General features: G+C 42.7%; 16 protein-coding genes, 1 tRNA gene and 1 pseudogene. 14 read left to right on the top strand and 4 right to left on the bottom strand.

Annotated features, from left to right (window positions below; genetic code table 11):
* Window positions 1–64: 64 nt before the first annotated feature.
* Window positions 65–1,459, top strand: a complete 1,395-nt coding sequence (locus tag V7K73_RS22480; RefSeq protein ID WP_334883191.1) for a cytochrome P450 — start codon at window positions 65–67, stop codon at window positions 1,457–1,459.
* A 38-nt stretch (window positions 1,460–1,497) separates the two neighbouring features.
* Window positions 1,498–1,818 (top strand): hypothetical protein, encoded by a 321-nt coding sequence (locus V7K73_RS22475; protein WP_334883190.1) that lies wholly within the window; start codon window positions 1,498–1,500, stop codon window positions 1,816–1,818.
* 24 nt (window positions 1,819–1,842) lie between these two features.
* Here the strand turns inward: V7K73_RS22475 and V7K73_RS22470 are convergent, their stop codons facing one another.
* From V7K73_RS22470 to ruvB, 3 genes are all read right to left on the bottom strand, one after another.
* A complete protein-coding gene (locus tag V7K73_RS22470) occupies window positions 1,843–3,117 on the bottom strand; it encodes a glycosyltransferase (protein ID WP_334883188.1) in 1,275 nt (424 codons plus the stop codon).
* 11 nt (window positions 3,118–3,128) lie between these two features.
* Complete coding sequence (locus tag V7K73_RS22465; protein WP_334883186.1) at window positions 3,129–3,932, bottom strand: tetratricopeptide repeat protein; 804 nt, start codon at window positions 3,930–3,932, stop codon at window positions 3,129–3,131.
* A 241-nt stretch (window positions 3,933–4,173) separates the two neighbouring features.
* Entirely contained in the window at window positions 4,174–5,274 is a 1,101-nt protein-coding gene (gene ruvB, locus V7K73_RS22460) for a Holliday junction branch migration DNA helicase RuvB (protein ID WP_334883184.1), read from the bottom strand.
* 281 nt (window positions 5,275–5,555) lie between these two features.
* Between ruvB and hisF the strand changes: the two genes are divergently transcribed.
* From hisF to V7K73_RS22445, 3 genes are all read left to right on the top strand, one after another.
* On the top strand, window positions 5,556–6,329 hold the full coding sequence (gene hisF, locus V7K73_RS22455) for an imidazole glycerol phosphate synthase subunit HisF (protein WP_334883182.1): 774 nt from the start codon (window positions 5,556–5,558) through the stop codon (window positions 6,327–6,329).
* Between the two features lie 99 nt (window positions 6,330–6,428).
* Window positions 6,429–6,623: a hypothetical protein gene (locus tag V7K73_RS22450; RefSeq protein WP_334883179.1), complete on the top strand. Its 195-nt coding sequence runs from the start codon at window positions 6,429–6,431 to the stop codon at window positions 6,621–6,623.
* 94 nt (window positions 6,624–6,717) lie between these two features.
* Window positions 6,718–6,790, top strand: a tRNA-Ala gene (locus tag V7K73_RS22445).
* Window positions 6,791–6,875: 85 nt separating this feature from the next.
* Here the strand turns inward: V7K73_RS22445 and V7K73_RS22440 are convergent.
* Complete coding sequence (locus tag V7K73_RS22440) at window positions 6,876–7,391, bottom strand: hypothetical protein (protein ID WP_334883177.1); 516 nt, start codon at window positions 7,389–7,391, stop codon at window positions 6,876–6,878.
* A gap of 45 nt (window positions 7,392–7,436) precedes the next feature.
* Here V7K73_RS22440 and V7K73_RS22435 point away from each other — a divergent pair, with 45 nt between their 5' ends.
* The 9 genes and pseudogenes from V7K73_RS22435 to V7K73_RS22395 all read left to right on the top strand — a co-directional run.
* Window positions 7,437–8,000, top strand: coding sequence for a Uma2 family endonuclease (locus V7K73_RS22435; protein ID WP_334883176.1), 564 nt, complete (start codon window positions 7,437–7,439; stop codon window positions 7,998–8,000).
* Between the two features lie 420 nt (window positions 8,001–8,420).
* Window positions 8,421–9,170, top strand: a complete 750-nt coding sequence (locus tag V7K73_RS22430; RefSeq protein WP_334883174.1) for a GDSL-type esterase/lipase family protein — start codon at window positions 8,421–8,423, stop codon at window positions 9,168–9,170.
* 356 nt (window positions 9,171–9,526) lie between these two features.
* Window positions 9,527–9,961 carry a hypothetical protein gene (locus tag V7K73_RS22425; RefSeq protein ID WP_334883172.1) on the top strand — a complete coding sequence of 145 codons (435 nt, stop codon included), beginning with the start codon at window positions 9,527–9,529 and terminating at the stop codon, window positions 9,959–9,961.
* A gap of 507 nt (window positions 9,962–10,468) precedes the next feature.
* On the top strand, window positions 10,469–10,642 hold the full coding sequence (locus V7K73_RS22420) for a hypothetical protein (protein ID WP_334883170.1): 174 nt from the start codon (window positions 10,469–10,471) through the stop codon (window positions 10,640–10,642).
* Between the two features lie 25 nt (window positions 10,643–10,667).
* The gene (locus tag V7K73_RS22415) at window positions 10,668–11,054 is read left to right on the top strand and encodes a cation:proton antiporter domain-containing protein (RefSeq protein WP_334883168.1); all 387 of its coding nucleotides are present in this window, start codon (window positions 10,668–10,670) and stop codon (window positions 11,052–11,054) included.
* A 441-nt stretch (window positions 11,055–11,495) separates the two neighbouring features.
* The gene (locus tag V7K73_RS22410) at window positions 11,496–13,706 is read left to right on the top strand and encodes a cation:proton antiporter (RefSeq protein WP_334883166.1); all 2,211 of its coding nucleotides are present in this window, start codon (window positions 11,496–11,498) and stop codon (window positions 13,704–13,706) included.
* Window positions 13,707–13,711: 5 nt separating this feature from the next.
* Window positions 13,712–14,194, top strand: coding sequence for a hypothetical protein (locus V7K73_RS22405; protein WP_334883164.1), 483 nt, complete (start codon window positions 13,712–13,714; stop codon window positions 14,192–14,194).
* 123 nt (window positions 14,195–14,317) lie between these two features.
* A complete protein-coding gene (locus V7K73_RS22400) occupies window positions 14,318–15,148 on the top strand; it encodes an AMIN domain-containing protein (protein ID WP_334883163.1) in 831 nt (276 codons plus the stop codon).
* A gap of 37 nt (window positions 15,149–15,185) precedes the next feature.
* Window positions 15,186–15,366 (top strand): annotated as a pseudogene (locus tag V7K73_RS22395) (hypothetical protein); the annotation flags it as partial.

Genomic DNA, 15,366 nt, shown 5'->3' with positions numbered 1-15,366 from the left:
GCTAGGGGTGCATGAATGACTCGCTGATAAGAATCTTGCTTTAATCATTAGGAGATTAATAAAAATGTCTGCACTGAAACTGCCTAACGGTCCTCAAACTCACCCTTGGGTACAGACGTATCAATGGCTGACTAATCCCTTAGAATACTTAGAAGACTGTGCTAAACGCTATGGTGATATCTTCACCCTTCAGCTTGGACAAAATTCTCCTCCTCAAGTTTTCATTAGCAATCCCCAGGCGATTCAGCAGATTTTTACTACAGATCCAAAACAGTTAGATTCTGGTGAGCCAGCAGGGATTAAATCGCCTTTATTAGGACGGCAATCACTACTGGCGCTGGAGGGAAAGCCTCATCAGCGACAACGAAAGCTATTGACACCACCCTTACATGGGGAACGAATGTTAGCTTATGGTGAATTAATCCGCGACATCACACAGCAAGTGACTAATCAGTGGCAGGTTGGAGAAACCTTTACAGTTCTGCCATCAATGCAAGCAATCTCTTTTCAAGTAATTTTGAAGGCTGTATTTGGTCTAGAAGATGGCCCACGTTACGAGAAACTCAATGAACTCCTGATTGCAATCCTGAATCCCAAAATCCCTATTTTAAGAACAATTCTGCTTCTTTTCCCATCAATGCGACAGGATTTAGGAGCATGGAGTCCCTGGGGTAAATACTTGCGTTTACGGCAGCAAATTGATCAACTTATTTACGCCCAGATTCAAGAACGCAAAGCACAACCCGATCCATCTCGCACTGATATTCTATCTTTAATGATGGCTGCTCGTGATGAAGCGGGAGAGCCGATGACAGACTTAGAATTACGTGATGAACTGATGACGTTATTAGTAGCGGGTCACGAAACCACTGCAACTTCCTTATCATGGGCGCTGTACTGGATTCATCATCTACCACAGGTGCGGGAAAAACTGCTGCAAGAATTAGATAAGTTGGGTGAACAACCAGATCCAAATGCTATTTTCCGATTACCTTATTTAAATGCTGTGTGTTCTGAAACATTACGCCTTTACCCAGTGGCGATATCGGCACTAAATCGAGTGGTAAAATCACCGCTACAAATTGGGGAATATAACTTTGAGCCTGGTACTTTGCTCAATCCCTCTATTTATTTGACCCATCATCGAGAAGATTTATATCCCCAGTCGAAGCAATTTAAGCCAGAGCGTTTTCTGGAACGGCAATTTTCCCCCTATGAATATTTACCCTTTGGTGGCGGGAACCGTCGCTGTATTGGAATGGCATTTGCCTTGTTTGAGATGAAATTGGTTTTGGTAACTGTGCTATCTCATTGGGAGATGGAACTGGCTGATAACAAACCAGTGCAGCCAGTACGTAAGGGCTTGCTATTTAGTCCAGCAGGAGGTGTGAAGATGGTGGTGAAGGGGAAGCGTCAGCAAAATCAGCCCATCCTTCAGACTAGCTCTAGTTCCGTTTAAAGAGTTTTAGAATGCAGCTTACTAGGGAGGCATTTACCATGAAAGACGTTGTAGGTCTGGTAGACGAAATTATTGCAGGAAAAGGTTATGTGCTGATTCCTGAATTATTAAGTCCAACAGAAGCCCAAGAAGCGCGATCGCTTGTTCTTGAACTTGCTGAGAAAGAAAAACCTTTAGGAAAAGTATTGCTTGATGACCAAAGAGAACGAATATACGGTTTACTCTACAAAGGGAAAATCTTCGAGTTAATGGTGCAGCACCCAACAGTCATCGAAGTTATTGAAACCATTGTGGGAAAAGATATGTTCAAAGAATCCGGTCAGGAAATTGGAACGGATAAAACGAGTCTGAGTTCATGATCAACTTCATTCTTATTATTGTGTTTAAGCCAAAACAGGCTTACCTGTAGAAACAGCCTGCTCAATAATATCAGCCGCTCGACTTACCCCCCCAGCTGCGAGAGTAGCTGCTTGTAATCTGAGCGCATTCTGTTTATAAGATTCTTCTGTCAACACCCGCTTGATAGCATTCTTCAATCTGGGAACATTCAGTTTTTTGAGGGTGACAAGTTCACCCGCTCCTGTCCAAGCGATACGCGCTGCTACTCCTGGCTGGTCATTAGCAACTGGAATTGCCACCATTGGCACTCCTTTTTTCACGCATTCCATTGTTGTATTCATTCCTGCATGAGTAATCATCAGGGTGGCTTTTTCCAGCACTTCTAATTGAGGTGCATACTCAACTACTAAAGGATTTCCTGCCAAATCTGGTAATGATTCTGGTTTAGCAGAACCTCCCAGAGAAATCACTAACTGAGCATCCAAATCTTCACAAGCTGAAGCAATAGTCTGAAAAACCCAAATCAGACGATTTTGCAATGTTCCCATCGAAGCATAAATTAACGGTTTCCCTGTCAATTTTTCATAAGGGAAAGAAACAGGAACTCGACTGGCTGAAGTATGATAGCTTCCCGTAAAATGGAACCAAGGAGCTAATTCTTCTCTGGGAAATTCAAATTCAGCAGGTGCATTACTTATTTGAGCCAGTGGAGAGTAACTATCTTTAAGACTAGAGTACAGGGGTAATTTCCACTCTCGACGATATTCATTAATCAAATCTTCAAGTGGTTTGACGACGCTATTAAGTAACGTGTAACCTATTTCGTTGCGTAAACGTGCCCATGCAGCTGGGCTATACTTCCAAGTTGTGAAAAAAGGCGGAACGCTAGGCTCTCGATTCAGCACCACAGCGCTGCACACAGTAATAAAAGGAATTTGGAGAAACTCGGCAATTGTCCCTCCCTCTACTGAACTTTGGTTTACTAGCAAAGCTTCTACACCTGCTGCTTTAATTGCTGCTGGAGCATCTTGGAGTGTCACAGATGAAACACGTTTCAACAGGTCAATAGTGTATCGAAACGCAGCCAATCCGCGCAGTTGACCTAACTTGCCAAAAGTTTCTGCTGTTGATCCAGGGATAAAATCTTTTTCACCAATTGGTTTAAATTCTATTCCTGCTGCTAGTACCTTAGATTGAGTATCGAGTGAGCCAAAGAAGGTGACGCGATGCCCACGCCGTTGAAGTTCCTGCCCTAAGGGAAGCATTGTATTGAGGGGGCCAGTTGCTGCACCAGGACAGATGATACCAAAATGAGTCATGATCAATGCCTCTACTGAATTTTCAAGAACTTATCCAAAGCTGTAACTAGGCTGGGAGGCCAACGACGGATATTTTTTACCCAGTTAATGTCCTTATAGCGGCTATCAAGTCCATAAGCTGCTACCCAGTTGCTTTCGGCTTCGCCTTGTTCTCCATTTACCCAATATGCAGCTGTCAGGGCGGCACGCACATCAGCAAATTGGGAGTATTTACGGGCGATATTTCGCATTTCACGGATTGCTTGCTCTTTTTGACCAGTTTCATAAAGAGCGAGGGCGTAGTTAGCACGGGCGAAGGCAAAATTTGGGGCTATCTGATTAGATTTTTTGTAGTCTGCGATCGCATCATCCCATTTTCCTAAACCCGCTTTAGCATTTCCCCGATTGTTATACGCCATCGCATCATTAGGATCGAGTTTTAAGACATAATTATAATCTGCGATCGCATCATCCCATTTTCCCATCCCTTCCAACGCCGCCCCCCGATTTAAATATGGATCGGTGACATTTGGTGCTAATTCTATCGCTTTGTTATAATCTGCGATCGCCTCTTGCAATTTATTCTGACTCACCCGCGAATTTCCCCGGTTACTCCACGCCCCCGCATTTGTCGGAAATTGTTCAATAATCTTTGTCCAGTACGTTTCAGCCGTCACAAAATCACCTTGATTCGTCGCTATAAACGCTTGAGTTGCCCACTCATCGCCTTGTTTTAACTGTTCTTGAGTAATCGGCGCTTGGGATTGTGCCATGACTGGAGTACCCCAGCCAAACACAATCAACACACTCAAAAAAATACTAATTAACTTAATCATCTAGGTTTACCTGTTTATCTTGAAGATGGGGAGTGGGGAGTGGGGGGAGATGAGGGGGATGAGGGTGTATGCTAACTCTCAACAGGTTTAGAATTTGGCGTGGAGTGGGGAGTGGGGGGGAGATGAGGGGGATGAGGGAGCAGAAGAGAAATTGCAGTAAGTTTTTCCCCTCTGCCCCATGCCTACTTGCCCTGAGCGAAGCCGAATGCGAGTGCGTCTCCAAGAGTTGGGATGCCTATAATTACAATAATGACAACTGTTCATTAGGTGGCGTGAATCCCAAATGCTTGTATGCAGCCTTAGTCGCCATCCTGCCACGATGAGTTCTAGTTAAATAGCCAATCTGCATGAGGTAAGGTTCGTAGACCTCTTCAATTGTTTGAGTATCTTCACCCGTCGCTGCTGCCATTGTTTCTAACCCCACTGGGCCGCCGTTAAATTGTTCAATTATCACACTCAGCATTTGGCGGTCTGTCCAATCTAAACCGCAAGGATCTACTTGGAATAGTTGCAATGCTTCAGATGCGATACTTTCATTAATCTCCCCAGATATTTTTACTTCCGCATAATCACGGACTCGCTTAAGTAGTCTGTTAGCAATCCGTGGTGTTCCGCGTGAACGACGGGCAATTTCTGTCGCCCCATCTTCTGTAACCGGGGTTTTGAGTAATTGAGCGGTTCGCAGTACAATTTTAGTCAGTTCGTCAACTTCGTAAAATCGAAGTTTTTGAATTAAACCGAAGCGATCGCGCAGTGGTGAAGTTAAAGCACCGACACGGGTTGTAGCTCCCACAAGGGTAAACTTTGATAGCGGCAAACTTCTAATCCGAGCGCTCGAACCCTTACCAATAGTAATATCTAAGCGATAATCTTCCATCGCGGGATAGAGAATTTCCTCCGTCATCCGCGAGAGGCGATGAATTTCATCCACGAATAAGATATCCCCTGGTTTCATGTTCACCAGTAGCCCCACAATATCCCGTGGACGTTCTAGGGCTGGCGCACTGGTAATTTTGTAATTTACCCCCATTTCTGATGCTAAAATCATTGCCATTGTGGTTTTTCCCAATCCCGGCGGCCCATAGAGCAACAAATGATCCAGTACCTCACCACGAGATTTGGCTGCTTTGATGGCAATATCTAGTACATCCTTTAAATCTTTTTGCCCAATGTAATCAGCAAATCGGTGTGGTCGAATACCTTCTTCTTGCTGTTCTTGCTCATCAATAGCAGCTTCAGGCTTCAAAATATTTTCTGTGGATGGTGCTTTCGCCGACTCTTGACGCTGCTTTGGTTCTTTGTTGGGTTCTGGAGGCTGTTTTTTCGAGGAGATTATCGCCATAATTCAGCTATCTACTAAGGGGACTGGGGAGATGAGGGAGATAAGGGAGATAAGGGAGATGAGGGAGATAAGAAAGAGAGATGAGGGAGATAAGGGAGATAAGGGAGAGTAGAGACAAGGGGATAATTCTTAACTCCTAACTCCTAACTCCTAACTCCTAACTCACCACTCACCACTCACCACTCTTAATCCCCCATGCCCGTAAAAATTTTCGTTTGAGAATACCCACGCCAATTTAAAATTTAAATTCCGGTCAATTACCCAGAAGTACAAAAGTTATTATGTTATCTAAAAGAATCTTACCGTGCTTAGATGTTAAGGCGGGACGGGTTGTAAAAGGAGTTAACTTTGTAAATCTCCAAGATGCAGGCGATCCGGTAGAACTGGCCAAGGTTTACAACCAAGCCGGTGCTGATGAGTTAGTATTTCTGGATATTACAGCTACTCATGAAGACCGAGCTACTATTTTAGATGTAGTTTACCGGACTGCTGAACAGGTCTTTATTCCATTGACCGTGGGTGGTGGCATTCAATCCTTAGAAAATGTTAAAGCTTTGTTACGAGCAGGCGCAGATAAGGTTAGTATTAATTCTGCGGCGGTGCGTGATCCAGACTTGATTAATCGGGCAAGCGATCGCTTTGGTAATCAGTGCATAGTTGTTGCAATTGATGCCAGACGCAGAAATAACCCGGAGAATCCAGGTTGGGATGTGTATGTGCGGGGTGGCAGGGAAAATACAGGCTTAGATGCCCTACTGTGGGCACAAGAAGTTGAAAAACGGGGGGCCGGAGAACTGCTAGTAACAAGTATGGATGCTGATGGAACCCAAGCTGGGTATGACATTGAGATTACACGGGCAATTGCTGATGCTGTAGAAATTCCCGTTATTGCTTCAGGTGGTGCAGGTAATTGTGAACATATCTACACAGCCCTAACCCAAGGCAAAGCTGAAGCCGCATTACTTGCATCCCTGTTACATTACGGACAATTAAGCGTAGCAGAAATCAAAAATTACTTGCGCGATCGCAATGTACCAGTCAGAACATTCTCCTGAGCTACCATTTAGCATTTAATGACATCTATCTAAGGTTAGACACACTTCCCGCAAACGGTGTTAATATAATTTTACAAGTATTAACAAATATTAAAAAATATGTTGGTTCCTATTTTACTTTTTGATGTCGCCCTGGTGGCGTGGTCACTGCACTTGATGGAAAGAGCCTACGAGAGCAAAGAATTTTCTCTGATGTTGGCTGGTACATTAGTTGCTCTGGCCGCTGCTGCCATGTTAGTAGTTTACTTTTTGATGGGACACTGTATGACCTATTTGTTGCAAGTGTCGTTGTGAGTGTCCAGTGGTTGAGGAGATATTAAAAATTTATTTTCCAGAAAAAGCTTGACAAAATACTAGTAATCAAGCGATTATATATAATGGATTTTAAGGGGTTATAGCGCAGTTGGTAGCGCACCTCAATGGCATTGAGGGGGTCAGCGGTTCGAATCCGCTTAGCTCCATTCTTAACACCCTGAATCTTTCTCTTAATTGAGAGGTTTAGGGATATTTTTTAGAGCTTTTAAATGCTTGTCTACCTAGCCAGTCTCAAAAGTTGGAATGATAGAGACTGTAATAGGTTTCTGAGGCGATTCGTTTTTGCTGTAAGAACTGTAACCAATTTTCTAGCACTTCTTCAACTTCATACTCATCAGTATCAATGATTTGTGCGATGCCTGCGGCGGGCTGCGCCAACGCTTCCACTGATATTGCTTTTTGCTGCTGTATTAAGATATTTAACACATCTGTGCTATGTTCTGTCCCTTGTTCGGGTGGAAACATTTTGTGTAAATGCTGCTGATAATATGCCTCGAAACCAGGCGGGGATTGATTGGACTCGAAAGATTCCGGGTAGAAATTTTCTGCCTTAGCGTAGCTTACCGAAGGTATCGCACTTATTACCTGACTGAGATACATAAAATTATTTTCGATAAAGTTATTAATAGCGGCGAAGACAAATTCACGACCGACAAAGTTGTGGCTTTTTTCTTGAATGATTTGCTCAAACTCCGTTGGATGTCTTTTGGGGTAATTAGTATTGGATGGTTTGGGTGGTGAGTTCATAATTTTGGACAATAATTAAAAGATAAGGCAACAGTAGAGGTGATCATGACTGTACAATTGCTAAGACGGAAATTCACAATTGAGCAATATCATAAGATGATTGAGTCGGGGATTCTCACAGAGGATGACCGGGTGGAATTGATTCGGGGAGAGATTATTGATATGTCGCCTATTGGAACAAAACACGCTGCTTGTGTAAATCGACTTGTTAATCTGTTAATTTTGCTGTTGGGTAAACGCGTTATACTTGCCGCTCAAAATCCGGTCGCGTTGAACAATAATTCAGAACCTCAGCCAGATGTGGCATTACTTAAGCCCCGTGATGATTTCTACGCCACAGCACACCCCCAACCCCAGGATATTTTTTTACTAATTGAAGTATCTGATTCCACTGTGATGTATGACCGGGAAGAGAAAATTCCTTTATATGGAGAAGCAAACATAATTGAAGTTTGGTTAGTAGATATTAACGAGCAAATTGTGGAAGTTTATCAACAACCAACAGCCGCAAGATATCAGCTTATGCAAAAGTTCGCTAGTGGTCAAACTTTATCAATTAAAGCTTTCCCTAATATAAACATTACCGTCAATGAAATCTTTGGCAGATAAAATTACTTCTCCCCTGATTCCTCTCTCATCCCTTGAAGACGCAAAAAATGCACCCTACCTTAGGAGTACGATAAGCCGCGCTAACGCTCCCTCTTCTCTCTTCCTCAGCGTCCTCAGCGCCTCTGCGGTTCGATTCTCAGACTCATTTAGCGCAGTATGAGCGCTCACTTATACCTAAAATAAAATGAAACATGGTGCGAGCGCATAGACGTTTTCAGTAACAAACCCCAAATTTGAGCTTTTAAACCGCAAGTTTCAGGCTCAAAGGCTTAACATTCACCCTTAGAGGCTCAACTGCGGCAATATTAACCTTGCAACCATATCAACAACTAGAACCATAGATGCTTGGATCTTTAAACATAGCCATCTATGGTATAGAAATGTATAGAATCTTGTAAAGATATAAAATATAGTTTTTAAATGCACACATTTCTAGCTTCTTCCTCAATGCAGCTGTCTGTACCACCAAATCACTTTCAGCCTATGAAGATTGTCGCACTGGGGGACAGCTTAATTTATGGATTCGGCGACCCGGAAAAAGGAGGCTGGATAGAGCAACTACGGCGATGGTGGATGTTGCCGGATAGTGCGGGTCATGTTCTTTATAATTTAGGGGTAAGAGGCGATCGCACGCAACAAGTAGCCCAAAGGCTAGAAGTTGAGTTCCGCCATCGGGGTGAACTGCGAAATCGTGTCCCCGACTTGATTATTTTATCAGTAGGCGTGAATGACTCAGCGCGGTTAGCGCGTCCCGATGGCCGAAGCTACACAGATTTTACATTGTTTGAAAAGGAAATTGCAACTCTTTTAGATTTAGCACAGCAACTATGTCCTGTGTTATTTGTGGGCATGGTGCCAGTGGATGAAGCCAAGATGCCATTTTTAGATTGTTTTTATTATAATCATGCCGACCAGTACCGCTACAAAGAAGCAACTCGAATTGCTTGTACCAAAAGGCAGATTCCCTATTTAGATATTTTTGAGCAATGGATGGAACGCGGTGAAACTTGGCGGCTGAAAGGCTTGAGTGAAGATGGTCTTCATCCCAATACACTAGGTTATCAAGCTTTGTTAGAAGATGTAATCAATTGGGATGCGATACTTTCAGTGGGCAAAGCCCACGCAACTTACCATTCTAAATTTGATTATCAGCTTAAGCGATCGCAATAATAATATATATGTGTTGGTGCATTGGGATTATACCAATTCCCGAAAATGCTGATACATATATATAGATTTATCGTCAGGGCATGGCATTGCCATGCCCCAAAAGAGCGTATTTGTATAATTATTAAAGTGAAATAGTATTAGCCTATATTCTCGTATTTTCCATCCTCGCAAAAGTACCACAATCTTGCTGAATTTTCAATGAAAACGAGTCAAAATATATTTATAATAACTCTAATTTCTCTCTTATTCATTACTCCAAACCCCAAACTCCTAACTCCTAACTCCTAACTCCAAACTCCTAACTCCTAACTCCTAACTCCTAACTCCTAACTCCTAACTCCTAACTCTTAACTTTTATGACACCAACTTTATTTGGTCGTTGGCAAACTCGATTATTATTACTTGCAACGGTGGGCGTACTTGTGTCTTTGCCCTTTGTAATGGGTTTGATTGGTTTTAGTGCTAACTCGGTTTACTTATGGATACTTGGTTATGTCGCCGTCTTTGGCTTAGGTTGGGATGTGCTTTATAACTATCTCCAAAAATACCGATGGGACAGGGATTGGCCAGCAGCCTATCAACTCTTAGCTGGGATATGGGAATTAGTATTTGTGTTCTGTGGAGTAAAACTATTTGGCTTTTTACCAATACCTTTACCTAAAGAAGAACTACCTTTAGCAGTTTTTTTATTACACTATAGCGCCGTCTGGTTAGCAGTTTTTATTAGTTCACAAAGCCTGATGCGAATTATCTTTCCTCGTTGGCGTTTCCGGGGTGGAGAGTTGTTGTAATATCGTGTCCGCAAATGACCTAACCCCCTTCCCGAAGCTCTAAGGGGGAAAAATTCAAATAAGCCTATTGGTTTATGGTCTAGACACAAGCCTCTTGAGGTGTTACGCCAGTGCATCAGCTTGGAATGGCTAATACATCGGTTTGTAAAAATTAGCTCACAGATGGCGGTTTTAGTTTGGATGCAATATGTATGTTAGAACTCTTGCATAAATCAAACAATTTGAACCTCACCCCGCCAAAGCGTAGCTTTGTCTCCCCTCCCCCATACTTTGGGGAGGGGTGTTAGGGACTTTTGTAAGAGGTCTATTGTATTGACGTACAGTTGTATGCACTGTTACGAACAATAAGGCAGTTTTAGCTACTGCCCTATCTCATTAAATTAAAAATAGCTATCTTATATTTCCAAAATTGGCACTTGTGCTGATGTAGTTATCTATGAAAAAACAGTACAAGCTTTTAAATGTGGGGAGATTATTCAATGCAGAGACGCAAATTAAGGAGGTGTAATGTCAAATTTTGATCTGGTTATTCAGCTATTTCTGCAACTTACAGTTATTCTAGTCACTTGTCGCATCGTCACAATTTTAGGACGGCGCTATCTTAGACAAACTGATGTTGTTTGCGAAATGATTGCAGGCGTAATGCTAGTCCCATCACTTTTGGGAACAAACAAACCCTAACTTTAATGTTGATAATTTTGATGTTTTGTGCATAGATACCGATGTTACCGGTATCTATGCAATATTCGGTGCTTTTGTGCTAGGGGCAGTTACACCACGCCAAGAATTTGCCCAACAAATTCGCCAATATACAGAGTTTTTAACTACTTCTTTTTTGCTACCAATATTTTTTGTCTTCTCTCGATTGAATACTCAAATTGGATTGGTAAACACACCGACGTTGTGGGGAATTACGCTCTTAATTATTGCGATGCCTACGGCGGTAAACTACGCAATTCTTGGCAAAGGTATTGCTTGTATGTTGGCTGCAAAATTGGCGGGGGAAAATTGGCGCGAATCTGCAACTATCGTCGCTCTGATGAATAGTCGTGGTTTGATGGAGTTAATCATTCTTAATATTGGACTGGAGTAAGGTATAATTACCCCAACTTTATTCACTATCATGGTTATTATGGCAGTCATTACTACACTCATGGCATCACCACTGATTGCCTTTCTGTTGCAAGGTACAAGCTATGAAAAATATTCCGCTTAAGCAAATTAAATATAAATTTAATTACCTAGTAATAAGGTAAAATTATTTTCTTTGACTCTGGCTATAGCAATTGTAAATAATTTATGAATAAAAAGATCCCCGACTTTTTGAAGAAGTCGGGGATCTGAGCCTCTCGGTTATTTAAGATGTAGCTCCTAAAATCATCAAAATTTATGTTTCACGACTGCAATTGCATCGTAACAATAATTCACATGATGACGAAGCACAAATGACCTTGGTTGTATCTAACTAGGTTGACATTTCCAGTTCTTTAAAGAATCATCTTAAAGAAACCAGATAGTTAATTGTGAGGAAACCATGCATATAGTTATTCTCGTTCTGGTTGAAGTGCTGATTATTATTGGGCTTTCACGGCTAGTAGGGCTAGGATTCCGTTCCATTAAGCAACCACTGGTAATTGGTGAGATTGTCGCCGGGATTATGCTTGGCCCATCTTTATTTGGTTTAGTTGCTCCCGATCTAGCAGTTTCCTTGTTTCCACCAGAAACTATTCCTTTTTTAAATGTTCTATCTCAGGTGGGACTAATATTTTTCATGTTTTTGATTGGGTTAGAACTAAATCCCAAATACCTGAGTGGACAATTAGAAGTAGCAGTTTTAACTTCTCATGTCAGCATTTTAGTACCGTTTTCTTTAGGAACATTGCTAGCGGTGCTACTTTATCCCCTAGTTTCCGATGCAAGTGTATCCTTCACTGCCTTCGCCTTATTTTTGGGGGCGGCAATGTCGATTACTGCTTTTCCGGTGTTGGCGCGAATCATTACTGAAAACAATTTACAAGGAACGCGTTTAGGAACGTTGGCGTTAACTTGTGCAGCAGTAGATGATGTGACAGCTTGGTGTCTATTAGCAGTAGCGATCGCAGTGGCGCGAACTGGTGACTTTGCAGGTGCCATACCCACAATTATCGCCACCATAGTTTACATCGGCTTGATGTTGACGGCGGGACGTTGGTTCTTGCAACGCCTTGCCAAACACTACCTTCGTGCAGGACGACTCAGCCAAGTGCTGCTAGCTGGGATTTATATGGCAGTGGTTGCGTCAGCATTAATCACCGAACTAATTGGTATTCACTTAATTTTTGGGGCATTTTTGCTGGGAGCAGCCATGCCCAAAAATGAAGATTTAGTGCGGGAATTGGCAGTAAAAACCGAAGATTTTGTTTTAATCTTCTTACTGCCAATATTTTTCGCCTACAGTGGCTTAAAAACGCAGATTGGTTTGCTCAACCGTCCAGAATTGTGGCTTTTGTGTGCGTTAGTTTTAGCAGTGGCGATCGCAGGCAAATATATTGGTACTTATGTAGCAGCCCGTGTGAGTGGCATTAGTAAACGGGAAGCCTCAGCACTCGGTTGGTTAATGAATACTCGCGGTTTAACCGAACTGATAGTACTAAATATTGGTCTAGAGTTAAAGGTAATTTCCCCCTTAATATTTACCATGCTGGTAATTATGGCATTGGTAACTACATTCATGACCTCGCCCCTGCTGGAATGGACATATCCGAAAAAGCTAATCAGGTTAGATGTCGTGCAACCGCAGTCGGAAGCAGAAACAGGTATAGACACCTCTGCTGGAAGTGAAACTTCCCCTCATCCTTTCCGAATTTTGGTGCCAGTAGCAAATCCAAGTACCCAAAAAGGTTTAGTACAGTTGGCAGTAGCATTGGCACAGCCCGCCGTCGGTATCGCTCTTAATTACCGATATCCTGCCATTGTTAACCCTCTTAGCCTGATTGAATTTCAAGAAGATTATGCTTTTGAAAGTACCCCAGTTGAAGCAGATCGATTAATCGCCCAGCGCCGCCAGCAGCTACAAGAATTAATTAATACTCTCGAACCGCCAGAAACTCGTTCTTGTGTGCATCCTATAGTTCGCATATCCAGCAACGTTGCCCGCGAAACAGCACAGATTGCCACCTTAGAACAAGCTGATTTAATTCTCGTCGGCTGGCATCGCCCAGCTTTTAGTAGTAATCGTTTAGGTGGACGAGTCGGACAAATGCTTACCACTGCCCCAGTCGATGTAGCAGTGTTTGTAGATAAAGGCAAAGAGCAACTAGAAAGTTTATTGGTACCTTATTCAGCCAATATCCATGACGATTTAGCACTAATACTAGCTCTGAGACTGCTAATCAATCGTGAGACTTGTATGTTGCAGATATTACAGATAGTAGCAAATCAAGCCAAGGAAGAAGTGAGTTACGAACTAAACACGATGATGGAACAATTGCCCACCAGTGTACGCGATCGCATTGAAATCAAAATTCTCGAAGCCCCAGAACCAATCCAAGCCGTAATTCAAGCCTCAGAAGGTGTTGATCTAACTATTGCTGGCACCAGCCGCGCTTGGGGAATCGAGCGCCAAACCTTGGGAAGATATACAGATCAACTAGCTATCCAATGTCGTTCCTCCCTGCTAATTACCCGCCGCTACAGCCAAGTCACCGCTCACCTTGCCTCTATGCTTCCTGAAGTTAGTAGTCAAGAGCCAACATTGAGGAGTTGAAATTCATGAATCATTTCAACTTCAAATCTTTAAGTTTTTACGGAGTAGCAATAATTTCAGTGCTACTGTTGTTTAAAACTGTCAGTGCTTACGGAGAAAGCCATCTCAAGGCTCCTCCTCCAATTAACGGTCGGTATCGTCTAACCCTGTCAGAGAATTTGCCTAATTGTGAAAAATCGGATACCCTAACGTTAAACATTCAGCAGTCGGGTATTTACTTAAATGCCTCTGTATTACCGGCAAACGCTAACGCCAATACTGACGAAAAGCACTCTCTGGCAGGCATCTTCCGAAATCAACAGTTAAATTTATCTGGAAAAGTTGGTAAATCAATCCTTTGTAATATTCCTCGTCCCCAAAATGATCCTCTGAACTCAGTCACAATTCAAATGCAACTTGTGGATAAAAGTAATATGACAGGTCAATTAACCGTAAATGGTATTCCACAACCTCTGAAATTTACTGCTGTGCCTCAAAAAGCTAATTGAATTAGGGAACTCGCTATCCTTCTGGGAATAAGGAGCAATGGGGAGTAGGGAGTAGGGATTGGAAGCGCGAAGTAAACAGCAATGTGAGCGCATTGTATGCGTTTTATGAAGCAGATAAAAAGAATGGATCAGGGACTAAAGACTAGGCGATTTTGCCAATGGCGCAAGCAGCTATTTAGCATCAGTCTATTAGGCTTTTATGCAGCGATCGCCCTTGAAAGCACTACTGCTGCTACACCAGTAGCAAAGCTAGAAAATTGGCGTTTTTCCTCCAAGACACAGCAACTCGAAATCACCCTCTCAGCAGGCACAACCCCCCGTTACTTCTACCTTACCCAACCCTCCCGTCTGGTTGTAGATATACCGAATACTAAGTTGGGCAAAGTTACCACGCAACAAAATTATCCTGGAGCAATCAAAAGCATTCGCGTTTCTCAACTGAATGATCACGACACACGCATTGTCCTAGATTTAGCACCAGGAACTGTTTTAAATCCTAAACAGATACAACTGCAACCCGTTTCCCGAAAAAACTCTACTCGCTGGGTATTACGTCCGGTTATTTCTGGTAAAACTACTGCCGTGAAACCAGGGAACTCCCCACCTTCACCCAAGAAACAACCTCAAACAGCCAAAAAGCCTCCTACTAACCTACCCGTAACCACTACTAATTTACAAGCACCCTTACTCACAGTTCCGCCTATATCAAATAACCTACCGTCAACAATTACTAATAACTCAGCGCAGCCTTTTGTTACTGTACCTCCCCTAACTTCTAATACATCCTCTCAAGAACCTGCTTTGATTCTTCCCCCTCCTTCTTTCCCAAATCAACCCGGTAACTTGAATAGCATTCCTCCTTTAGGTATGTCACAATTTCCACTTCCAACCATCCCCAATCTTCCCAATCCCCAGGTAATCGAGTTTGGTCAACCCCTTCCTAAAAATAGATAGGGAATAGGGGAAGCAGGGGGAGAAGAGTTAATAACCAATGTCCCTCAAAAGTGCTGAGTTCCTAGTTCCGTTAGCGGATAGCTATGGTTTAGCCCGTGCTGAGTGGGGCAGAGCGAAGAATAATTCCAAACTCCAAACTCCAAACTCCAAACTCCAAACTCCAAACTCCAAACTCCAAACTCCAAACTCCAAACTCCAAACTCCAAACTCCAAACTCC

Origin of the sequence: Nostoc sp. (assembly GCF_036916975.1) — a bacterium.
GTDB lineage: Bacteria > Cyanobacteriota > Cyanobacteriia > Cyanobacteriales > Nostocaceae > Nostoc.
Note: the sequence above shows the minus strand (reverse complement) of the source record. Positions and strands in the feature narration are given on the sequence as shown.